The following is a 22637-nucleotide window of genomic DNA, read 5'->3' on the forward strand; positions in this document are numbered from 1 at the left end:
GACGGCTCGTTAAAGGGATAGCTTTCGGACCTGAACTCTATCAGCCGGCCGCGCCCGTCCCCGGATCGTCGGACGTGGTCTGCGACACGTCGGGCCCGCCGGTGTCGTCCGGGCCCTCCAGGCTCGACACGGCGCGCTCGGCGGCCCGGATGTGCTGGGCCAGCCCTGCCACCCGGTCGAGGACCGCGTTGACGTACGGCACCGACTTCTCCGCGGACAGGTCCGACACCAACAGGACCGCCTGGTCGATCACCACCGCCGCGTCCACCTCGTCGGAGCCGAAGAGCAGTTCCCACGCGGCCGCACGGAGCACCGCGCGGTCGACGGCGGGCAGCCGCTCGAGCGTCCACTCCCGCAGGTGCTCGGAGATGGTCGAGTCCAGCCGGTCGAGCCGCTCGGCGACGCCGGTGACGATCTCCATGGTGTACGGCGCGACGTCGTGGAACTCCTGGGACTCCTGCCCCATCCGGCGTCGCTCCTCGGCGAGCTTCACCACGTCGGCGTCCCGCAGTTCGGCCTCGAAGAGCAGGGAGACGGCACGCCTGCGGGCCCGGTACCGAGCTCCTCGGCGCCGGTGGTCGACCTCGTCCGCCATGATCAGTCGTTCACCCGGCTGAGGTAGTGGCCGTCACGGGTGTCGATGCGCAGCTTGTCGCCGGTGTTGATGAACAGCGGGACCTGCACCTCGGCGCCGGTCTCGAGGGTGGCGGGCTTGGTGCCGCCGGTGGAGCGGTCACCCTGGAGGCCGGGATCGGTGTGCTGCACGATCAGGTCGACGGCGACCGGCATCTCGGCGAACAGCGGGACGCCCTCGTTGAACGAGACCTGGACGGTGGTGTTCTCGAGCAGGAAGCGCGCGCCGTCGCCCATGACGGCCGGGCTGACGTTGATCTGCTCGTAGTCCTGCTCGTCCATGAGGACGTAGTCCTCACCGTCGCGGTACAGGAACGTCATGTCGCGGCGGTCGACCGTCGCGATCTCGACCTTGACGCCGGCGCTGAACGTCTTGTCGACGTTCTTCCCGGTGACGACGTTCTTCAGTTTCGTCCGCACGAACGCCGGGCCCTTACCGGGCTTGACGTGCTGGAATTCGACGATCTGCCACAGTTGCCCCTCCTCTTTGAGGACGAGGCCGTTCTTGAAGTCGGCGGTGGACGCCATAGTCGGTACTCCTTCGGGAAAGTCGTCGGGCGGGACGCCGGTGGGGGCGCCGCGCACGTGGTCGTGGGCAGACCACTCGGGGCGTGCTGGTGGTCAGAGCGCCCTGAGAGCCTTCGACGTGGTGGTCAGGGACCTCCCGCCACCTCCGGTGACGGCCACGGTGTCCTCGATCCGGATCCCGCCGAGACCCGGGAGGTAGATCCCCGGCTCGATGGTGATCACATCGCCGTCGGACAGTGTACTCGTGGACCTCGTCGACACCGCGGGCGCTTCGTGCACGTCCAGGCCCACCCCGTGGCCCAGCGAGTGGCCGAAGTGGTCGCCGAACCCGGCGTCGTCGATGATGCCCCGGCTCACCGCGTCGAGGTCCGCGCATCCCATCCCCTCGCGCACCGCCTCCACGCCGGCCAGCTGCGCACGCAGGACGACGTCGTAGGCGTCCAGCAGCCGATCCGGGGCGGTGCCCAGCGCGACCGTGCGGGTGCAGTCCGACGCGTAACCGGAGACGGTGGCGCCGAAGTCGACCACCACGAGGTCGCCGTCGGCGAGCACCCGGTCGCCCGGCACGTGGTGCGGGTGCGCTCCGTTCGGGCCGGAGGCGACGATCGTCTCGAACGCCACTCCGTCCGATCCCGCCCGCCGCATCGCGTGTTCGAGGTCGGCCGCGACCTCCCGCTCGGTGCGGCCCACGGCGATGGCACCGGCGTTCAGCAGGTCTGTCCACGCCTCGTCGACCACGCCGCAGGCACGCTCGATGAGCGCCAGTTCCTCGGGGTCCTTGGCGCGGCGCACCTGCTCCACGAGGCCGCTGGTCTCGACGATGCGGGTGGCCGCTCCCCCGGTGTCCGCGAGCGCGCGGCGGAGGGCGGACGCCGCGGACAGCGTCATGTGGTCGGCCTCCACGGCGAGCGGGGCGTCCGCGGGGCCGCGGCGACGCCCGAGCACGCCGGAGACGTACTCCCGCGAGATCACGTGCCCCACGTCCGGGGCCTGCTCGACCACCTGGAGTTCGTACCGCGAATCCGTGCAGAGCACCGCCTCGCCGTCGTCGTCCACCAACGCGACACCACCGGACCCGCGGAACCCGGTCAGGTAGGCGATGTTGCGCGGATCGGTGACCAACAGGCTCTGCGCGCCGACGTCCGCGAGGGCGGCGGCCAGGGCCCTCCGGCGGCGGGCGAGTCGCTCGATCACAGGAGGATCCCCCCACCGCTGGGGGCACGGCCCTCGGAGATCGTGGCGTAGGCGGCCGTCATCAGCGACGGGTCCGGGGCCTCCATCCGGGAGGGGCGCGCGAGCCCGTCCAGCACCACCAGCCGCAGGAAGCCGGAGTGGTTCTTCTTGTCCCCGGCCATGAGCTCGAGCAGGCGCGGGAACGCGTCCGGGTCGTACCCGGTCGGCAGGCCGAGCGAGGCCAGGACCGAGGCGTGGCGATCGGCCGTCGCGTCGTCGAGGCGACCGGCGAGCCTCGCGAGCTCCGCGACGAAGCACATGCCCACGCTGATCGCGGCGCCGTGACGCCAGCGGTACTGCTCGCGACGCTCGACCGCGTGGCCGAGGGTGTGCCCGTAGTTGAGGATCTCCCTCAGGCCCGACTCCTTGAGGTCCTGCCCCACGACGTCGGCCTTGACCTGCACGCTGCGGCGGATCAGCTCGACGATCGTGTCCCCGGACGGGTCCAGCGCCGCCTGCGGGTCGGCCTCGATGAGGTCGAGGATCACGGGGTCGGCGATGAAGCCGCACTTGACCACCTCGGCCATGCCCGAGACCAACTCGTTGCGGGGAACGGACTCCAGGGTGGCCGTGTCGATGAACACCGCCGCCGGCTCGTGGAAGCTGCCCACGAGGTTCTTGCCCGCGTCCGTGTTGATGCCGGTCTTGCCGCCGACGGCCGCGTCGACCATCGCCAGCAGCGTCGTGGGGATGTGCACCACCCGGACGCCCCGCATCCACGTGGCGGCGACGAAGCCGGCGAGGTCGGTGGCGGCCCCGCCGCCCAGGCTGACGATCGTGTCCTTGCGGTTGAGCCCGATCTGCCCGAGGACGTCCCAGCAGAACCCGGCGACGGCGAGGTCCTTCCCGGCCTCGGCGTCGGGGATCTCGATGCGGTGGGCGTCCACCCCCGCCTCGGCGAGCTTCTCGCGCAACGTCTCGGCCGTCTGCGCCAACGGCGGCTGGTAGAAGATCGCGACGGTCCGCGAGGACGAGCACGCCTCGAGGATCTCCGGCAGCAGCCCGCGGCCGATCACCACGGGATACGGGTCCGCGGCACGCACCTCCACGACGACGGGGTCGCTGGTGTTCGGATCCTTGTTCATCTGTCGCTCCCGCTCATCGATCGTCTCCGCACGCGTGTGCACGTCCTCACCATCATCTCGTCCGGCCGCCGGCGCCCCGCGGATGCGGGTCGCCGGAGTCGAGCCTGTCGACGATGTCCGACACCACCTTGCCCGAACTGCGCCGCTCGGTGCTCACGGTCGTCCAGGCCACCTCCCGGTACAGCGGTGCCCGCTCGGTGAGCAGTGCCTGGTACCGCGCGGTGACGTCACCGCCGGACAGCAGTGGGCGACCCGGCCCCTGGGAACGGCGCACGCCCTCGGCGACGCCGATCGTGAGGTGGACGACCCGGTGCCCGCGCAGCCGCTCCCGTGTCACCGGGGACAGCACCGCGCCACCACCGAGGGAGAGCACCCCGTCGAAGGAGGTGAGCGCCTCGCCGATGATCCGCTCCTCGATCTCTCGGAAGGTGGGCTCACCGTCGGAGGCGAAGATCTCGGGGATACTCCGGCCCTCGGCCTCCTCGATCAGGTGATCGGCGTCCAGGAACGGCAGCTCGAGGCGTCGGGCGAGTTTGCGGCCGATGGTGGTCTTCCCGGCGCCGGGCGGGCCCACGAGCACCGCGACCGGACGTGCCGGGCCGCTCATACCTCGTCCGTCGCCCAGTCCAGACGCTCGGCGACCGCGTCGAGGTACCCCTCGGCGTTGCGGCGGGTCTCCGCCAGCGAGTCGCCACCGAACTTCTGCAGTACCGCTCGGGCCAGCACGAGCGCGACCATCGACTCCGCGACGACGCCCGCCGCGGGGACGGCGCACACGTCCGAGCGCTGATGGATCGCCGTGGCCGCCGACCCGTCCTCCATGTCGACCGTCGCGAGGGCGCGCGGAACGGTCGAGATGGGCTTCATCGCCGCCCGCACCCGCAGGGGCTGGCCGTTGGTCATGCCGCCCTCGAGTCCGCCCGCGCGGTTACTGCGCCGCTCGACGCCGTCCTCACCGCGGACCATCTCGTCATGGGCGACGCTGCCGCGCCGGCGGGCCGTCTCGAACCCGTCACCGACCTCGACGCCCTTGATGGCCTGGATCCCCATGAGGGCGCCGGCGAGCTGGGCGTCGAGACGCTCCTCGCCCGACACGTGCGACCCGAGTCCGATCGGGAGTCCGTGGACGACGACCTCGACGACGCCCCCGAGGGTGTCACCGGCCTTCTTGGCGGCCTCGATCTCGGAGATCATCGAGTCCGCGGCGGCGGCGTCGAACGCGCGCACCGGGCTGGCGTCGATCGCCTCGAGATCGGCGAACGTCGGCTCGGGGCCCACGTAGGGCTCCGAGGCGCCGATGGAGATGACGTGTGACAGCACCTCCACGCCGAGGACGTCGCGGAGCACACCGCGGGCGACCGTCCCCGCCGCGACGCGGGCGGCGGTCTCACGCGCGCTGGCGCGCTCGAGGACCATCCGGGCGTCGTCGAAGTCGTACTTGAGCATCCCGGAGAAGTCCGCGTGACCGGGCCGCGGGCGGGTCAGGCGGGCGGCGCGGGCCTTGTCGTCGATCTCCTCGGGGTCCACGGGGTCCGCCGACATGATCTGTTCCCACTTGGGCCACTCGGTGTTCCCGACCTCGATCGCCACCGGCGATCCCATGGTCCGGCCGTGCCGGACGCCGCCCAGCACGCGCACGGCGTCGGCCTCGAACTTCATGCGCGCACCGCGGCCGTAGCCGAGGCGGCGGCGGGCGAGTTGCGCGGCGATCTGCTCGCTCGTCACCTCGACGCCCGCGATGACGCCCTCGACGATCGTCACGAGGGCCTGGCCATGCGATTCTCCGGCAGTGGTCCACTTCAGCACGTCGCCGATCATCCCACGACCCGGTGGGCGGGGGCACATCAGGCCCGTCGCGGCGCCGCGTCGACCAGCGCCGGGCGCCCCTCGCCGCGCGCGCCGGAGCTACCGCTCGAGGGCCCGCGCGAGCGCCGCGGCCATCTCAGCCTGCGGCGCGGGCCTGCCCGTGAACAACTCGACCTGACCGAAGGCCTGGTTGAGCAGCATGACGTCGCCGCCCACCACCGGTACGCCCGCGGCGGAGGCGGCCGCCCCGGCCACGGTCGGCCAGGGGTCGTATAGCACGTCGAAGAGCCGGCGGGCGCGGGACACGAGAGCGGTGAGTTCCCGGATCCCGGGCTCGGGGACGGTGTTGACCAGCACGTCCGCGGCCTCGATCTCGCCGGGCAGGGACGCGTCGGTCAGCAGCACCGTGCTGATGTCCAGTCCGAGGGCGCGTCCGCATTCCGCGGCCGGGCCGGCGTTGTCGCGGCGGGAGGCCAGGACGACCCGGGTCGCGCCGGCCGCGGCCAGGCCCGCCAGGACGGGCCGGGCGGTGCCGCCCACGCCGAGGACGACCGCCGTCGGCGCGGCGGGCAGGTCGCCGAACTCGGCCAGGGCCCCGGTGACCCCGTCGACGTCCGTGCAGTCGGCGTACCAGCCGCCGCTGCGCCGCACGAGGGTGTTAGCGCTGCCGACGATGCGGGCGCGGTCGCTGACCTCGCTGGCGTGCGCGAGGGCGGCGAACTTCCCGGGCATCGTGACCGAGTAGCCGATCCGGTGGGCCGGCGAGGAGTCCACCAGCGACGGCAGGCGGTCGGCGTCGCAGTCGATGCGCTCGTAGGTCCAATCCTCCAGCCCGAGCGCGCGGTAGGCGGCGCCGTGCAGGACAGGCGAGAGAGCGTGGTCCACCGGGTGCCCGAGCACGGCCGCCGACCGCGGCCCGGCGACGGGCGACGAGGGATCAGCGTCCACTTGCCAGGACCCCGTTGGCGATCGCCTCGCTCTGGTTGCGCTCGTGCTCCGGGTACTCGTCGGCGAAGCGGGTGGTCCCCTCCATGTCCACCGTGACGAAGTACTTCCACCGCCCGTCGGCCGGGTTCTCCATGGCGCGGAGCGCCTCGAGTCCGGGTGAGCCGATGGGCCCGTACGGGAGGCCGTCCATGGCGTAGGTGTTCCACGGGGTCCGCGCGGCTCGGTCGGCGTCGGTGGTGGCGATCTCCTGGTCGGCGAGGGCGTAGTTCACGGTGGAGTCGAACTGCAGCCGCATGGGTTCGGCGAGGCGGTTGAGGATGACCCGGGCGACCTTGTCGAAGTCCTGCGGCAGCCCCTCCTTCTCCACCAGGGAGGCCGCGGTGACCACCTGGTACGGGGTCAGGCCGATCCGCTGGGCCGCCGGGACCAGACCGGTCTCGTCATAGGCGGCGGTGGAGGTCTCGATGAGATGCCGCAGGATGTCGACGGGCTCGGAGCGGGGGTCGATGGTGTGGACGCCCGGCCGGATGAGGCCCTCGAGTCGACGCACCGGGTCCGGGGCGGCCCGGACCTCGTTGATCGCCCAGTCGGGGACGCCCAGCACCGCCGGGTCGGCCTGGGCGGCGGCGTCCACGATCTCCTGGGGCTGTCGACACGCCGGGGCCTCGTCCGGCGCGTCGAGGTCGCGCAGGCAGGTGGCGTCGGCGATCAGGGTGAAGATCCCCTTCTCGGTGCCGCCGCCCACGACGACCGTGTCCAGGAGCCGACCGCCGGGCTTGACGTCGACCATCCCGACGCGGTTCCGCGGGTCCGACAGCGCCTCGACGGCGGCGGCCGCGCTCATCTCCTGACGCACCTGGTAGTAGCCGGGCTGGATGCCCTCGACGGGCGTGCCGGCCGCGGCGCCGGTGAAGGCCCGGGTACTGGCGACCGTGCCGATCTCGTAGAGGCGGTCCCCCACGACGCCCAGGGTGTCGCCCGGCTCGACGTGCAGGAGAGCGTTGCCGCTGCCCTCTCCCTCGTGGTCGGGAGCGGCGGCGACCTCGGTGTTGAGATTGCGGTAGACCATGAAGCCGAAGGCGAGGACCACCCCGATCACGGTCGCCAGGAGGAGGAACCTGGTGGTGCCGCTCGTGCGTGAGCGTCCTCGTGCCGCAGACATGGTGCTCCTCGGTCAGGGTTGAAGGAGAGCTGCCCGTCGGACAGCATCGTGCTCGGCCGCAGTTTAGCCATCACCGCCGGTCGGCGCGCCGTTCATCGGCGGGCGTGCCGCGAGTCGATCCAGGCCTGGAGGAGGACGACGGCGGCGGCCTGGTCGATCACGTCGCGCTGCTTACGTGTGTTGCGACCGGCCCCGTGGAGGGCCGCGCCGGCGGTGACGGTGGTCAGCCTCTCGTCGACGAGTTCCACCGGCACTTCCGGGGAAGCGGTGGTCAGCGCGTCGGCGAACGACCGGGCCATGGCGGTCGAGGCGGTCTCGCGCCCCTTGAGGGAGGTGGGTAGCCCCACGACCACGCCGACGGCGTCGTACTCGGCGATCAGCTCGCCGAGCCGCCGGATCTCGGCGGCCCATCCGGGGTCGCCGTCGACCACGCGGATGGTCTCGACCGGGGTGGCCAGGATCCCGTCGGGGTCGCAGGAGGCCACGCCGATGCGGGCGGTGCCCACGTCCAGGCCGAGCCGGCGCCCGCGGGTCCAGGCCGCGCCGGTGGCCGCGGGCGCGCCGGGGTCGGTCATCCCGCGTCCCGGACGGCGTCGCGCAGGGCGGAGACCGCGGCGTCGATGCCGCCGGGCTCCGTGCCCGCGCCCTGGGCCATGTCCGCCTTGCCGCCGCCGCGGGCGCCGAGTGCCGGGGAGATCGCCTTGACGAGGTCGCCGGCCCGGAGGCCGCGCTCCTGGGCGGCCGGGGTGACGGCGATGACGAACGGCACCTTGTCCTGGCCGGGTGCGGTGAGGAGGACGACGCCCGCGTCGGAGCCGAGGCGGCCCTTGAGGTCGGACGCGAGGGTGCGCAGGTCGCCGGCGGCTCCGCCCGGGGCGCTGTGGGCGAGGAACCGGACACCGTCGAGGTCCTCGGCCGAGGCGAGCAGGTCGCCGGCCTGGGAGGCCAGCTGGGCCGCGCGCAGCGACTCGAGGGCCTTCTCGGTCTCGCGCAGCTTGGCGCTCAAAGCGGCGATGCGGTCGGGCAGCTCGTCGGCGGGCGCCTTGAGCGAGGTCGCGAGGCCGGACACGAGAGCGCGCTCGCGGGCCTGGTGGCGGTAGGCGTCCATGCCGACGTAGGCCTCGACACGCCGGATGCCGGACCCGACGGACGCCTCGCCGAGCAGGCTGACGGGACCGATCTGTGCGGAGCTGCTGACGTGGGTGCCGCCGCACAGTTCCATGGAGAACGGGCCGCCGATCTCCACCACACGGACCGTGGACCCGTAGTTCTCGCCGAACAGGGCCATGGCGCCCATGCGCTTGGCCTCGTCGAGGGTGGTCTCGATGGTGTTGACGCCGTAGTCGGCGTCGACGGCGGAGTTGGTGACCTCCTCGATCTGGGCGAGGACGTCGGCGGGGATCGAGCCGGACCAGTTGAAGTCGAACCGCATGTAGCCGGGCTTGTTGAGCGAACCGGCCTGGACGGCCTCGGGCCCGAGGATCTGGCGCAGCGCCGCGTGGACGAGGTGGGTGGCCGAGTGGCCCTGGGTGGCGCCCTTGCGCCACTCGGGGTCGACGGCGGCCGTGACGAGTTGCCCGGCCTCGACCTCGCCCCCGGTGAGGACGCCCTTGTGGATCCAGAGCTTCTTGCCGATCTTCTGCACGTCGTCGACGCGCATCTGGAAGCCGGCGGTGGAGATCATGCCGCGGTCGCCCAGCTGGCCGCCGGACTCGGCGTAGAACGGGGTGCGGTCGAGCACGAACTCCACCTCGTCGCCCTCGCGGGCCACCGCGACGGCCCGGCCGCCGGAGACGATGCCCAGCAGGCGCGACTCGTCGGTGAGGTCGGTGAAGCCGGTGAAGACGGTCTCGCCGGCGTCGAGGAAGTCGCGGTAGACGGACAGGTCGGCGTGGGCGTGCTTCTTGGCCTGCGAGTCGGCCTTGGCGCGGGCGCGCTGCTCGGACATGAGCGAGCGGAAGCCCTCCTCGTCGACCTGCAGCCCGGCCTCGGAGGCCATCTCGAGGGTGAGATCGATCGGGAACCCGTGGGTGTCGTGGAGGGCGAACGCCTGCTGGCCGGAGAGCACCGCGGCGCCGGACCGGCGGGCGGACTCGGCGGCGCGCTCGAATAGCTGGGTGCCGGACTCGAGGGTCTTGAGGAAGGCGGCCTCCTCGGCCACGGCGATCCGCTCGATGCGCTCGTAGCCGGCGACGGTCTCGGGGAACGAGGGACCGATCGCGTCCCGGACGGTGGCCATGAACTCGGCCATGGTCTCCCCCGACGCGCCGAGGAGGCGCACGGAGCGGACGATGCGCCGCAGGAGGCGACGGAGGATGTAGCCGCGGCCCTCGTTGCCGGGGGTCACGCCGTCGGAGATGAGCATGTAGGCGGTGCGGGCGTGGTCGGCGATCACGCGGAACCGCACGTCCGAGGCGCTGTCGGCGCCGTACTTCGCGCCGGACAGGCGCTCCGCGGTGTCGATGACCGGGCGCAGCAGGTCGGTCTCGTAGACGTTCTCGACGCCCTGGAGGAGGAAGGCGACGCGCTCGACGCCCATGCCGGTGTCGATGTTCTGCTTGGGCAGCGGGCCGAGGATCTCGAAGGCGTCCTTGCCGGAGCCCTCGCCGCGCTCGTTCTGCATGAACACGAGGTTCCAGATCTCGATGTAGCGGTCCTCGTCGGCCTCCGGCCCGCCGTCGACTCCGTAGGCCGGTCCGCGGTCGTAGAAGATCTCCGAGCACGGTCCACAGGGTCCGGGCACGCCCATGGACCAGTAGTTGTCGGCCATGCCGCGCCGCTGGATGCGCTCTTCGGGCACGCCGATCACGTCGCGCCAGATGCCGTACGCCTCGTCGTCGTCGAGGTAGACGGTCACCCACAGCAGCGCGGGGTCGATGCCGAAGCCCCCGTTGTCGAGCGAGGACGTCAGCAGCGACCACGCGTTGCGGATGGCCCCTTCCTTGAAGTAGTCGCCGAAGGAGAAGTTCCCGGCCATCTGGAAGAAGGTGTTGTGGCGGGTGGTGATGCCCACCTCCTCGATGTCGAGGGTGCGCACGCACTTCTGGATGGACGTCGCGGTGGCGTACGGCGGCGTCTCCTGGCCGAGGAAGTAGGGCTTGAACGGGACCATGCCGGCGTTGACGAAAAGCAGGTTGGGATCGTCCAGGACCAGTGACGCGCTGGGGACCTCGGTGTGTCCGGCGCGGACGAAGTGGTCGAGGAAGCGGCGCCGGATCTCATGGGTCTGCACAGGGGGCCTCACTGGTCGTCTACGGGTGGTGTCGGGCGAGAGTCAAGACTACCGCCGCGCGGGTCGGCGCCCGGGAACGAGGTGGGGCGGGCCGGGATGCGCTGCGGGCGGGGCGAGGGGCCGTCCCGCGCGGGGACGTGGCAGCCGGCGCCGCCGCGCGGGGACGTGGCCTTGACGACGACGACGAGGGGCCGCCACCCGGAAGGACGCGGGCGCCCGCTCCACCGGTCCGGCGGAGGGGCGCCCTGGCTGGCCGTGTGCGGCGAGAGGGTCGGTCAGCGCGGCATCGGGGGCAGGATGATGCCGAAGTTGGCGGCGGTGATGAAGGCCTCCTGCGGCAGCAGGCCGAGGCTGTGCGCCCCGGTGCCCCAGACGCCGACCGAGGTGGCGACGCCGACGAGCGTCGAGAAGATGCTGGCGAGACCGGTGAACATGAGAACCTCCGAATGCTGATGTGGACACAACATCCTGCCTGCTCATGCAGGAAATATGACCTTCACACAGTTCCCAGGGTTTGGCCAGGCTTTTGCCCCGAGGGTTCCCTGGAGCCCCTCTCGGCGTGGCCCCGGGCGCGCGTCAGTCCCGGATGATCCGGCGGAGTTTGTCGACCCGGGCGGACAGCTCGCGCTCGTGGCCGTGCGGCCCGGGCTCGTAGTAGTCCCGCCCCACCAGCTCGTCGGGCGGGTACTGCTGCGCCACGACCCCCGGCGCCGCGTTGTGCGGGTACCGGTAGCCCACCCCGTTGCCGAGCCCCTTGGCCCCGGCGTAGTGGCCGTCCCGCAGGTGCTTGGGCACCTCGCCGACGCCGCCCGCGCGGACATCCGACATGGCGGCGTCGATGGCCGCGATCACCGCCTTGGATTTGGGGGCGGTCGCGAGGTGGATGGTGGCCTGGGCCAGCGCGAGCCGGCACTCGGGCATGCCGACCTTCTGGACGATCTCCGCCGCCGCGCTCGCGGACAGCAGCGCGGTCGGGTCGGCCATGCCGATGTCCTCACTCGCGTGCACCATGAGCCGCCGGGCGATGAACCGGGGGTCCTCCCCCGCGACCAGCATGCGTGCCAGGTAGTGCAGCGCCGCGTCCACGTCGGACCCGCGGATGGACTTGATGAACGCGCTCGTGACGTCGTAGTGCTGGTCGCCGTCACGGTCGTAGCGCACGGGGGCCGCGTCCAGGCTGAGCTCGACGATCTCCGGCGTCACCACGCCGTCCTCCGCGGCCCCGGCCGCGGCCTCCAGGATCGTCAGACTGCGTCGCGCGTCCCCGCCCGAGAGCCGGACGATGTCCTCCGCCGCGGCGGTGGTGAGCTCGACGCGCCCCGCCAGCCCCCGCTCGTCGGAGACCGCGCGACGCAGCACGGCGGCCACCCCGGCGTCGTCCAGGCCCTGCAGTTCGGCGATGAGCGACCGGCTCAGCAGTGGCGCGATCACGGAGAAATGCGGGTTCTCCGTGGTGGCGGCCACCAGCAGCACGATGCCGTTCTCCACGGCCGCCAGCAGGGCGTCCTGCTGGCTCTTGGAGAACCGGTGCACCTCGTCGATGAACAGGACCGTGCGCTGACCGTGGACCTGCCGGGTGCGGGCGTCGTCGATCACCGCGCGGACGTCCTTGACCCCGGCGCTGAGCGCCGACAGGGCGACGAAATGCCGCCCCGACGTGCTGGCCACCAGATTGGCGAGCGTCGTCTTCCCGGTCCCCGGAGGGCCGTAGAGGATCACCGACGAGCCCCCGCGCCCCTCCACCAGCCGCCGCAGCGGCGAATTAGGGCGCAGCAGGTGCTCCTGGCCGATCACCTCGCCCAGCGTCCGCGGCCGCATCCGGACCGCCAACGGGGCGCCCGGGTCCACGGACGCCGACGCCGGAGGAACGGACCCGGCGCCGCCCGAGTCCCCGGCGGCGAACAGCCCAGCGTCTTCTGTCACGCCCCCCAGGCTACCGGCGGGCCCCGACAGCGAACCCCCAGGTGAACATCCGGCGACGGATCCACGGAAGTGACCGCGGCCCTCGTCGTCGTCGGGTTGTCTGGAGGCCAGGTGTGCCACCTGCCCGGCGGGGGCGCACCGCCGCCACCCCACTCCAACACCACCCCGTGCCACGACCTCCGGAGGGCCCACCACATGTGCCGCGACGACCACCCCACCCACGGCCCCACGCTCACCCGCCGCGAGGCGCTCGCCGGAGCGGGGCGGGTCGCCGCCGCCGGCGCGGTCGGGGTGACCCTCCTCGCCGAACCGGCGCGCGTGTGGGCGGACCCGGTGCGCCCGGTCGCCGACGACCTCGACGTCTACGTGATCGTCACCGACGGCATGCGGCCCGACGAACTCAACGCGGCGCAGGCACCGACACTGCACCGCTGGGCCGCCGCGGGGACGCGGTTCACCGATGCCTCGTCGATCATGATCGCCGAGACCCTGCCCAACCACGCCGCGATGGTCACCGGCGTGCTCCCCGAGCGCAACGGGGTACCCGCCAACGCCGTCTGGGACCGGGCCGCGCGCACGGACCGCACGCTCGACCGGCCCGACGACCTGCGCGCACCGACGGTCCTCGACCGGATCCGCACCGAGGCGGGCCTCACCACCGCGAGCGTGCTGAGCAAGGACTACCTGCACGGGCTGTTCAGCGGGCGCGCCAGCGTGCAGTGGGCGCCGTTCCCGCTCGTGCCGATCACCGACCACTCGCTGGACTGGTTCACGGTCGAGGCGCTCAAGCGGACCATCACCGACCACGCCCCGCGGATGACCTTCGTCAACCTCGGGGACATGGACCGCTTCGGCCACATGGACCTGTCGGGCACCTCGCTGCGACTCGCCCGCAACCAGGCGGTGTTCAACTCCGACCACAAGCTCTGGGACCTCGAGGAGTTCCTGCGCGCGACCGGGCGCTGGGAACGCTCGGTGCTCATCGTCCTGGCCGACCACGGGATGGACTGGTCCGAACCCCTGCGCCTCATCAGCGCGGCCGGCGCGATCGACGCCGACCCCGCACTGCGCGGGCGGTTCGGGATCGCCCAGAACGGGGGCGCCGACACGTTCACGCACCTCGGCCCCGCCGTCGAGCGCGACGCCGCCCTGGCGCGACTGCGCGAGGTGATCGGCGGGCTGCCCGGCGTCCACCGCCTCTACGATCCGACCGAACTGTCACTGGGCGAGCGCGGCGGAGACCTCGTGGCGACGTGTCAGCCCGGGTGGAGGTTCTCCGACCCCACCCCGTTCTCCAACCCGATCCCCGGCAACCACGGACACGAGGTCACGCTGGGCATCCCGTTCTTCATCACCGGCGGCCACCGGATCGTGCGGCGCGGCGCCGTGGTCGACCGGCCCGTGCGCACGCTCGACGTGGCTCCGACCGTCGCGACGCTGTTCGGCCTCGACCACGGCGGAATGGACGGGCGGCCCGCGCTCGAGGCGTTCCACCTCTGACGCGGGCCGCGGTGCGGCACCGCGTACGGGACGGGCCCGCGGCACGGCCGGAGACGACCACGCCGCGGGCCCGACCCCGCGTTCGACGACTACTGCGCCGGGGTCTCCGCGGGCGGGGCGGACTGGCCGCGCTGCACCGGCTTGGCGTCGATGCCGGACTCCTTGCGCTGCTGCGCGGTGATCGGCGCCGGCGCATCGGTCAGCGGGTCCACGCCGCCGCCGGACTTGGGGAACGCGATGACGTCGCGGATCGACTCGGTCCCGGCCAGCAGGGCGCAGATGCGATCCCAGCCGAACGCGATGCCGCCGTGCGGCGGGGCGCCGTAGGAGAAGGCGTCGAGCAGGAAGCCGAACTTCTCCTGCGCCTCCTCGGCCGAGATGCCCATGACGCCGAACACCCGCTCCTGGATGTCCTTGCGATGGATACGGATCGAGCCGCCGCCGATCTCGTTGCCGTTGCACACGATGTCGTACGCGTAGGCGAGCGCCGAGCCCGGATCGGTGTCGAAGGTGTCCAGGTGCTCGGGCTTGGGCGAGGTGAAGGCGTGGTGCACCGCCGTCCACGCGCCGGAGCCCACGGCCACGTCGCCGGCCGCCGTGGCGTCGTCGGCGGGCTCGAACATCGGCGCGTCGACGACCCAGGTGAACGCCCACTTGGTGGGGTCGATGAGACCGAGCTTGGCGGCGATCTCACCGCGGGCGGCACCGAGCAGGGCCCGCGTGGACTTCACCGCGCCGGCGCCGAAGAAGATGCAGTCACCCGGCTCCGCGCCGACGTGGGCGGCGATGCCGGCCCGCTCGGCGTCCGACAGGTTCTTGGCGACCGGGCCGCCCAGCTCGCCGTCTTCCCCGACGAGGATGTACGCGAGCCCCTTGGCGCCGCGCTGCTTGGCCCACTCCTGCCAGGCGTCGAGCTGACGACGCGGCTGCGACGCCCCGCCCTTCATGACGACCGCGCCGACATAGGGCGCCTTGAACACCCGGAACGGGGTGTCGGCGAAGAACTCCGTGCACTCGACGAGCTCGATGTCGAAGCGCAGATCCGGCTTGTCGGAGCCGTACCGGCGCATCGCCTCGTCGTACGTCATCCGCGGGATCGGCGTGGTGATCTCGTACCCGGCGGTCGCCCACACCTCGGTGAGGATCTCCTCCGCCACAGCGATCACGTCGTCCTGGTCGACGAAGCTCATCTCCACGTCGAGCTGCGTGAACTCCGGCTGCCGGTCGGCACGGAAGTCCTCGTCGCGGTAGCAGCGGGCCAACTGGTAGTACTTCTCCATCCCGGCCACCATGAGCAGCTGCTTGAACAGCTGCGGAGACTGCGGGAGGGCGTAGAACGTGCCCGGCTGCAGGCGGGCCGGCACGAGGAAGTCGCGCGCGCCCTCCGGGGTAGAGCGGGTCAGCGTGGGGGTCTCGATCTCGACGAAGTCGTGACGGGCCAGCACGCCGCGGGCCGCGGCGTTGACCTTCGACCGCAGCCGCAGCGCCGCGCCCGGGCCCTCGCGACGCAGGTCGAGGTACCGGTGACGCAGACGCGCCTCCTCCCCCACCTCGTCGTCGAGCTGGAACGGCAGCGCCGCCGCCTCGCCCAGGACCTCGAACGACGTGACGTCGATCTCGATCTCGCCCGAGGCCAGGTTCGGGTTCTCCGACCCCTCGGGACGCCGGTCGACGGTGCCGGTGACCGCCACGCAGTACTCGTTGCGCAGGCGGTGGGCGCGCTCGGCCACGTCCTCGGAGCGGAAGACCACCTGGCACACGCCCGAGGCGTCGCGCAGGTCGACGAAGATGACGCCGCCGTGATCCCGGCGGCGTGCCACCCAGCCGGCCAGGGTGACTGTGTCACCGGCATCGGCGGCTCGGAGCTGGCCGGCGGAATGGGTGCGCAGCACTACGGTGGTCCTCTCGTCGGGGAAAGTGTGGTGTGATCGCCTGAGCGTGAGCACCGACGGGACGACCCCACGGCCGGCCACGGGCTCGGACGGGGAACAGTCTACGTCCACGACAGACGGGGCGACGCACCACCCGGAAGGCGGAGATCATGACGTTTCGACAGGGCGGGAGGCTCGACACCAGCGGAGTCTCCGGCGGGGGCCGGGGAGGTCGCCGGGGGATCGCCGTCGGCGGAGGGCTCGGCGGCCTCGCCGTCGTCCTCATCGCGCTGTTCCTCGGTGTCGACCCGGGCCAGCTCGGCCTGGACACCGGAACCACCGGTCCCACCGGTGCCCAGGGACAGGGTTCCGATTCCGCGGAGCAGATCCAGGCCCACATCGACCAGTGCGACCTGCAGCAGGCCAACACCGACACGATCTGCCGCATCGTCGCAACCACGGAGAGCCTCGAGGACGTCTGGACGACCCAGCTCCCGGATCAGGTCGGTATGCGCTGGGAGCAGCCGCGGACCACCGTCTTCAGCGGCGCCGTCGACACCGGCTGTGGGGCCGCCTCCTCCGACATCGGCCCCTTCTACTGCCCGGCCGGGCAGACCGTCTACATCGATCCCGCGTTCTTCGACAGCGTCCTGGTGGGGCAGCTCGGCGGTCCGCCCTCCGGCGCGGCGCAGATGTACGTCGTCGCGCACGAGTTCGGCCACCACCTGCAGACCATGCTCGGCGACATCCGACGCTCGCAGCAGGACCCGCAGGGCCCGTCGTCCGGAGCGGTCCGCGTCGAGCTCCAAGCCGACTGCTACGCGGGGCTCTGGGCCCACTACGCGACCTCCACCCCGGCGCCCGACGGCGGCCCGCCGCTGCTGGAGAGCCTGACCCCGCAGGACGTGGACGCGATCGTCCAAACCGCGGAGGCCATCGGCGACGACCACATCCAGCGCACCGGAGGCGGGCGCGTCGACCCCCGCTCGTGGACCCACGGCTCGTCCGAGATGCGCAGGCAGTGGTTCCTCACCGGCTACGAGCAGGGCTCCGTGCAGGCCTGCGACACCTTCCGCGCGCAGCTCTGACGCGCCGGAGGAGTCAGCGCTCGACGGCCCGGGTGACGTGCCCGAGGATCGCCTCGAGCGGAACCGGCTCCTGCTCGCCGGTGGACATCGTCTTGACCACTGCGGTGCCGGTCTCGAGCTCGTTCTCACCGATGACGACCGTGACCGCCGCGCCCGACCGGTCCGCCGCCTTGAACGCGCCCTTCATGCCCCGGTCGCCGTACGCCATGTCCGCCCGCAGCCCGTTGCGGCGGAACTCCGCCAGGACCGGCACCATCGCCGCCTTGGCCGCCGCCCCGAGCGCGACGCCGTACACGTCGACCCGCCCCTGCGCCGCGGGATCGATCCCCTCGGCCTGGAGCGCCAGCACCGTGCGGTCGACACCGATCCCGAAGCCGATGCCCGACAGAGCCTGGCCACCGAGCTGCTCCATCAGCCCGTCGTAGCGTCCTCCGCCGCCGATCCCGGACTGCGCGCCGAGGCCGTCGTGAACGAACTCGAAGGTCGTCTTGGTGTAGTAATCCAGGCCGCGGACCATGCGGGGGTTGACCGTGTACGGCACGCCGAGCGCGTCCAGGTGCGCCCGCACGGTCGCGAAGTGCTCGGCGCTGGCGTCCGAGAGGTGATCGATCATCAGCGGCGCGTCCTCGAGCTGCTCACGCACCTCGGGGCGCTTGTCGTCGAGCACGCGCAGCGGGTTGATCCGCGCGCGCTCACGCGTCGCCTCGTCGAGATCCAAGCCGGCGAGGAACGCCTGCAGCCGCTCGCGGTACTGCGGGCGGCACGTCTCGTCGCCGAGCGAGGTGAGCTCGAGGCGGAAGCCGGTCAGGCCGAGCGACCGGAACGCCTCGTCGGCCACGGCGATCACCTCGGCGTCGAGGGCGGGGTCGTCCACCCCGATGGCCTCGATCCCGACCTGCTGGAGCTGCCGGTAGCGGCCGGCCTGCGGACGCTCGTACCGGAAGAACGGCCCGGCGTAACAGAGCTTGACCGGCAGCTGTCCGCGGTCCAGCCCGTGCTCGATCACCGCACGCATGACCCCCGCCGTGCCCTCGGGCCGCAGCGTGACGCTGCGGCCGCCCCTGTCCTCGAACGAGTACATCTCCTTGGAGACCACGTCCGTGGACTCGCCCACCCCGCGGGCGAACAGCGCCGTGTCCTCGAAGATCGGCAGCTCGATGTGGCCGTAGCCGGCGCGCCGGGCGGCGGTGGTGATCGCGTCGCGGACGGCGACGAACCCGGCCGACGCCGGGGGGACGTAGTCGGGCACGCCCTTGGGGGCCTTGAGTGCGGTCTTCTTCTCGGTGCCGGTCACAGGGAAAGTCCTCGGGTCAGATAGGGGGCGGGGGCGCCGGTCGGTCTAGAGGTCGCGCAGGAAGGGGTTGGACCGGCGCTCGCGACCGATCGTGGTGGACGGGCCGTGTCCGGGCAGGACCACCGCGTCGTCATCCAGGACGAGGAACTTCTTGGCGATCGACTGCATGAGCACCTCGGTGTCCCCCGCCGGCAGGTCGGTACGGCCGACCCCGTCCTGGAACAGTACGTCGCCACCGAGGACCACCATCCGCGGTCCCTCTTCGGTCTGCACGGTGATCCGGAAGGACACCGAACCGGGGCTGTGGCCGGGGGCGTGGTCCACGTCGAAGGTCATCGACCCGAACCGCAGGGTGTCGCCGTCGAAAACCTCGACGACCTCGGCGGGCTCGGTGAACGTCATGTCCTTGAGCATGGCCGACAGGTCGAGCGACAGGCCCTTGCCGGGATCAGACAGCATCGGGCGGTCGTCGGGGTGGATGTAGGCGGGGACGCGGTAGTGGTCCGCGACCTGCCGGGCGTTCCAGATGTGGTCGAGGTGACCGTGGGTGAGCAGCACCGCACGCGGCCGCAGGCCCGCCTCCGAGACCTGGCGGCGCACCTGCTCCTCGGCGTCCTGGCCCGGGTCCACGATCACGCAGTCCCCCGCGTCGTCGGACACGATGTAGCAGTTGGTCTGGAACATCCCGGCGGGGAAACCGACGATCTGCACGTCCCGTACTCCCTTTCTTCGACAATCCACGGCGCCTGGCGCGCGGCGTCGGGTCAACGCGGTCCGACACCGGAGTGGTGTGCGATCGACGTTGCCCGACCTGGTAGACAAGTACCCTGGGCCGGACCGTCCCCGGGGCCTCCGTGAGGAGACCCGGCGAGTCGATCCGGCCGACCGTTCCAGCCTAGTCCAGGTCCCCAGGAGGGTCAGTGTCCACCAACCAGGAACGCCGAGCCGAGGCGCGCCAGCGCCTGCGCGAGCAGATGGAGGCCCAGGCTCGCCGCGAGAAGCAGCTCAAGATCGCCGGCGCCGCTGTCGTCGTGGTGGTCCTGCTGGGGATCGTCGGCGTCGTGGTCTGGAACAAGACCGAGCAGGCGCGCGCCGAGGAGTACGCGGCCAACTGGGTCACCTGCGAGTACCCGGCGGAGACCCCCATGGAGAAGGTCGATCCCGCGCAGTTCGAGGACCAGGGCCCCGAGGTGGTCGAAGAGGCCGAGCGCTTCAACGAGCAGATCGACGAGATCGAGGAGACCAGGCGCGAGGTGGAGCCGCCGAGCGGCGACCAGCCCCGCCGGGGTACCGCACAGATCACCATCGCGACCAACGCCGGGGACATCCCGCTCGAGCTGGACCGGGCCGGGGCCCCCTGCAACGTCGCGAGCTTCGTGCATCTGGCCGAGCAGTCCTACTTCGACGACACCGAGTGCCACCGCCTGACCATCGGTGAGGAGGGCGCCGAGCTCTCCGTGCTGCAGTGCGGGGATCCGACCGGCACCGGCCTCTCGGGTCCCGGCTACTCCATCGTCGACGAGCCGCCCACCGATCTCCCCGTGGCGGAGGACGGCTCCGGGATCTCGGTCTACCCGCGCGGCACGGTCGCCATGGCCAAGTCCCAGGCGCCGAACAGTGCGGGCAGCCAGTTCTTCCTCGTCTACGAGGACTCCATGCTCCCGCCCGAGTACTCGGTCATGGGCACCATCGGTGAGTCGGGGCTCGAGGTCCTGGACCGGATCGCCGAGGGCGGGATCAAGAGCAACGATCCGATGAGCGACGACTACCAGGCGCCCAAGCGTCCGGTCCAGATCGAGAAGGTCACGGTCGACGCGCAGGAGGGTCTGCCCGAGGAGTGACCCGGCCCGGGCCCGCCCGGATCGCGACCTGGACGACACCGCCCCGGCCATCCGGCCGGGGCGAAGTCGTTCGTGCGGCTCCGGCGCTCGCCGGGCCTAGGAGTTGGACGTCATCCGGTAGGCGTCGAAGACGCCCTCGACCCGACGAACCGCGTTGAGGACGTGGCCCAGATGCTTGGGGTCGGCCATCTCGAACGTGAACCGGGAGATCGCGACCCGGTCGTCACCTGCGGTCTGCACCGACGCGGACAGGATGTTGACCTTCTCATCGGCCAGCACCTTGGTGACGTCGGACAGGAGCCGGTGCCGGTCCAGCGCCTCGACCTGGATGGCCACGAGGAACAGCGCCCCCGGCTGTGGCGTCCACTCGACCTTGACCAACCGCTCGGGTTCGCGATGGAGGTCCGTGGCGTTGGTGCAGTCCGTCCGGTGGACGCTCACCGTGCCGCTGCGGGTGATGAAGCCCAGGACCTCGTCGCCGGGCACCGGTGTGCAGCAGCGGGCGAGCTTGGCGTGGACGTCCTCCACGCCTCCGACGAGGACGCCGGCGCCCGCGGGCGTGGGGCGGTGCGGGGTGATGGTCTTGTCCCGCGACCGGTCCGCGAGCTCCTCGGTGACCTCGTCGACGCCGCCGTGGGCCGCGACGAGACGCCCGACCACCGTCTTGGCGGAGACGTGGTTCTCGCCGATCGCCGTGTACAGGGCGGTGACATCGGTGAAGCCGAGTTCGCGGGCGACGCCGGCGATCGACTCGTTGGAGAACACCCGGTGGACGGGGACGCCACCGCGACGGACCTCGCGGGTGATGAGGTCCTTCCCGCGCTCGAGAGCCTCCTCGCGGCGCTCCTTGGCGAACCACTGCCGGATCGAGCTCTTGGCGCGGCCGGAGACCACGAACTTCTGCCAGTCCAGGCTCGGTCCCGCGTTGGGGTCCTTGGAGGTGAAGACCTCCACCACCTCGCCGTTCTCCAGCGGGCGCTCGAGGGCGACGAGCTTGCCGTTGACCCGAGCGCCGATGCAGCGGTGGCCGACCTCGGTGTGGACGGCGTAGGCGAAGTCCACGGGGGTCGCGCCGACCGGCAGGTTGATCACGTCGCCCTTGGGGGTGAAGACGAAGATCTCCTTGCTGGTCATCTCGAACCGGAGGGAATCGAGGAACTCCCCCGGGTCGGCGGCCTCGCGCTGCCAGCTCAGGAGCTGGCGCATCCACGCCATCTCGTCGACCTCGGCGGGGTCGCCGTTGTGTTTGCCGCGGGTCTCCTTGTACCGCCAGTGCGCGGCGATGCCGTACTCGGCGTTGCGGTGCATCTCGTGCGTGCGGATCTGGATCTCCAGAGGTTTCCCGTCCGGCCCGATCACGGTCGTGTGCAGGGAGCGGTAGACGCCGAAGCGGGGCTGGGCGATGTAGTCTTTGAACCGGCCCGGCATGGGTTTCCACGTCGAGTGGACGACGCCGATCGCCGCGTAGCAGTCCCGGACGTCGTCGCACAGGACGCGGATGCCCACGAGGTCGTGGATCTCGTCGAACTCCCGACCGCGGACGATCATCTTCTGATAGATCGACCAGTAGTGCTTCGGTCGGCCCTCGACGCGGGCCTGGATGTTGGCCTTCTCCAGGTCGGCCTTGACCCGGTTGATCACGGTGTTGAGGTAGACGTCGCGGCTGGGTGCGCGGTCGGCCACCAGCCGGACGATCTCCTGGTACTTCTTGGGCTCGAGGATCGCGAAGGCGAGGTCCTCGAGTTCCCACTTCACGGTGGCCATGCCGAGCCGGTGTGCGAGCGGGGCGATCACCTCGAGGGTCTCGCGGGCCTTCTTCACCTGCTTCTCCGGCGGGAGGAAGCGCATGGTCCGCATGTTGTGCAGGCGGTCGGCCACCTTGATGACCAGGACGCGGGGATCGTGCGCCATGGCGATGATCATCTTGCGGATGGTCTCCGCCTCGGCGGCCTCGCCGAAGTCGACCTTGTCGAGCTTGGTGACGCCGTCCACCAGGTGGGCGACCTCTCCCCCGTAATCCGCCTCGAGCTGCTCGAGCGAGTAGTCGGTGTCCTCGACCGTGTCGTGCAGGAGGGCGGCGACGAGCGTGGTGGTGTCCATACCCATCTCCGCGCAGATGGTGGCCACCGCCAGCGGATGGGTGATGTAGGGGTCGCCGGACTTGCGGTACACGCCCTCGTGCTGGCGCTCGGCGAGGGTGTAGGCGCGAGCCAGGAGCCCGACGTCCGCCTTGGCGTGGTGGATGCGGTGGACGCGTACGAGTGGTTCGAGGACCGCGGGTGTGGAGGTGACCGTGAGACCGGAGGTGAGGCGACGCGCCCATCGCGCCCGGACCCGGCGTCCGGCGGACGGCCGGGAGCCGGGGATCACCGGCAGCGGCTGGGTGGTGGGCTGCGGCGTAGCCTTCTTACCCGTGTGGCCGCTCCGGTCGGGGTTGCCGGCGGGGTTCTGGCGCTGCGTCATCTCCGGCTCCTCCCTGCAGTGTCGGGCCGT

At 71.7% G+C, this 22637-nt stretch carries 19 protein-coding genes; 3 read left to right on the forward strand and 16 right to left on the reverse strand.

Annotated elements, in window-relative coordinates:
• Window positions 1-40: 40 nt before the first annotated feature.
• The 12 genes from nusB to KHA85_RS00635 all read right to left on the reverse strand — a co-directional run bounded on the left by nusB (window position 41) and on the right by KHA85_RS00635 (window position 12580).
• Window positions 41-595: a transcription antitermination factor NusB gene (gene nusB / locus KHA85_RS00580; RefSeq protein ID WP_213184427.1), complete on the reverse strand. Its 555-nt coding sequence runs from the start codon at window positions 593-595 to the stop codon at window positions 41-43.
• 2 nt (window positions 596-597) lie between these two features.
• The gene (efp, locus tag KHA85_RS00585) at window positions 598-1161 is read right to left on the reverse strand and encodes an elongation factor P (RefSeq protein WP_007631945.1); all 564 of its coding nucleotides are present in this window, start codon (window positions 1159-1161) and stop codon (window positions 598-600) included.
• A 93-nt stretch (window positions 1162-1254) separates the two neighbouring features.
• The gene (locus KHA85_RS00590) at window positions 1255-2355 is read right to left on the reverse strand and encodes an aminopeptidase P family protein (protein WP_213184428.1); all 1101 of its coding nucleotides are present in this window, start codon (window positions 2353-2355) and stop codon (window positions 1255-1257) included.
• Window positions 2352-3479 (reverse strand): 3-dehydroquinate synthase, encoded by a 1128-nt coding sequence (aroB, locus tag KHA85_RS00595; RefSeq protein WP_213184429.1) that lies wholly within the window; start codon window positions 3477-3479, stop codon window positions 2352-2354. Before aroB ends, KHA85_RS00590 begins: the two co-directional genes overlap by 4 nt.
• A 52-nt stretch (window positions 3480-3531) precedes the next feature.
• Window positions 3532-4086, reverse strand: coding sequence for a shikimate kinase (locus tag KHA85_RS00600; RefSeq protein ID WP_213184430.1), 555 nt, complete (start codon window positions 4084-4086; stop codon window positions 3532-3534).
• Window positions 4083-5297 (reverse strand): chorismate synthase, encoded by a 1215-nt coding sequence (gene aroC, locus KHA85_RS00605; RefSeq protein WP_213184431.1) that lies wholly within the window; start codon window positions 5295-5297, stop codon window positions 4083-4085. The genes KHA85_RS00600 and aroC overlap by 4 nt, the downstream gene beginning before the upstream one ends.
• Before the next feature lie 87 nt (window positions 5298-5384).
• On the reverse strand, window positions 5385-6233 hold the full coding sequence (locus tag KHA85_RS00610) for a shikimate dehydrogenase (RefSeq protein ID WP_213184432.1): 849 nt from the start codon (window positions 6231-6233) through the stop codon (window positions 5385-5387).
• Window positions 6223-7395, reverse strand: a complete 1173-nt coding sequence (locus KHA85_RS00615; protein ID WP_213184433.1) for an endolytic transglycosylase MltG — start codon at window positions 7393-7395, stop codon at window positions 6223-6225. The genes KHA85_RS00610 and KHA85_RS00615 overlap by 11 nt, the downstream gene beginning before the upstream one ends.
• 92 nt (window positions 7396-7487) lie before the next feature.
• Window positions 7488-7970 (reverse strand): Holliday junction resolvase RuvX, encoded by a 483-nt coding sequence (gene ruvX, locus KHA85_RS00620; protein WP_213184434.1) that lies wholly within the window; start codon window positions 7968-7970, stop codon window positions 7488-7490.
• Window positions 7967-10627, reverse strand: a complete 2661-nt coding sequence (alaS, locus tag KHA85_RS00625) for an alanine--tRNA ligase (protein ID WP_213184435.1) — start codon at window positions 10625-10627, stop codon at window positions 7967-7969. The genes ruvX and alaS overlap by 4 nt, the downstream gene beginning before the upstream one ends.
• A gap of 275 nt (window positions 10628-10902) precedes the next feature.
• Window positions 10903-11061, reverse strand: a complete 159-nt coding sequence (locus KHA85_RS00630) for a hypothetical protein (protein WP_007626311.1) — start codon at window positions 11059-11061, stop codon at window positions 10903-10905.
• Between the two features lie 142 nt (window positions 11062-11203).
• Window positions 11204-12580: a replication-associated recombination protein A gene (locus KHA85_RS00635; RefSeq protein WP_438802036.1), complete on the reverse strand. Its 1377-nt coding sequence runs from the start codon at window positions 12578-12580 to the stop codon at window positions 11204-11206.
• A 165-nt stretch (window positions 12581-12745) separates the two neighbouring features.
• On the opposite strand from KHA85_RS00635, the gene KHA85_RS00640 reads away from it, so the two are divergent.
• On the forward strand, window positions 12746-14050 hold the full coding sequence (locus KHA85_RS00640; RefSeq protein ID WP_213184452.1) for an alkaline phosphatase family protein: 1305 nt from the start codon (window positions 12746-12748) through the stop codon (window positions 14048-14050).
• An 89-nt stretch (window positions 14051-14139) separates the two neighbouring features.
• Here the strand turns inward: KHA85_RS00640 and aspS are convergent, their stop codons facing one another.
• Window positions 14140-15942, reverse strand: a complete 1803-nt coding sequence (gene aspS, locus KHA85_RS00645) for an aspartate--tRNA ligase (RefSeq protein WP_213184436.1) — start codon at window positions 15940-15942, stop codon at window positions 14140-14142.
• Between the two features lie 149 nt (window positions 15943-16091).
• On the opposite strand from aspS, the gene ypfJ reads away from it, so the two are divergent.
• Window positions 16092-17009, forward strand: coding sequence for a KPN_02809 family neutral zinc metallopeptidase (ypfJ, locus tag KHA85_RS00650; protein ID WP_109148684.1), 918 nt, complete (start codon window positions 16092-16094; stop codon window positions 17007-17009).
• 13 nt (window positions 17010-17022) lie between these two features.
• On the opposite strand, the gene hisS is transcribed toward ypfJ, so the two are convergent.
• Together hisS and KHA85_RS00660 are read right to left on the reverse strand one after the other, a co-directional pair.
• The gene (hisS, locus tag KHA85_RS00655) at window positions 17023-18303 is read right to left on the reverse strand and encodes a histidine--tRNA ligase (RefSeq protein WP_063935061.1); all 1281 of its coding nucleotides are present in this window, start codon (window positions 18301-18303) and stop codon (window positions 17023-17025) included.
• 45 nt (window positions 18304-18348) lie between these two features.
• The gene (locus tag KHA85_RS00660; RefSeq protein ID WP_061228677.1) at window positions 18349-19014 is read right to left on the reverse strand and encodes an MBL fold metallo-hydrolase; all 666 of its coding nucleotides are present in this window, start codon (window positions 19012-19014) and stop codon (window positions 18349-18351) included.
• Window positions 19015-19223: 209 nt separating this feature from the next.
• On the opposite strand from KHA85_RS00660, the gene KHA85_RS00665 reads away from it, so the two are divergent.
• The gene (locus tag KHA85_RS00665) at window positions 19224-20144 is read left to right on the forward strand and encodes a peptidylprolyl isomerase (RefSeq protein ID WP_213184437.1); all 921 of its coding nucleotides are present in this window, start codon (window positions 19224-19226) and stop codon (window positions 20142-20144) included.
• Window positions 20145-20240: 96 nt separating this feature from the next.
• Here the strand turns inward: KHA85_RS00665 and KHA85_RS00670 are convergent, their stop codons facing one another.
• Window positions 20241-22607, reverse strand: a complete 2367-nt coding sequence (locus KHA85_RS00670; protein WP_213184438.1) for a RelA/SpoT family protein — start codon at window positions 22605-22607, stop codon at window positions 20241-20243.
• Window positions 22608-22637 lie beyond the last annotated feature (30 nt).

This window comes from Dietzia massiliensis (assembly GCF_018390595.1).
Classification (GTDB): Bacteria; Actinomycetota; Actinomycetes; order Mycobacteriales; family Mycobacteriaceae; genus Dietzia; species Dietzia massiliensis.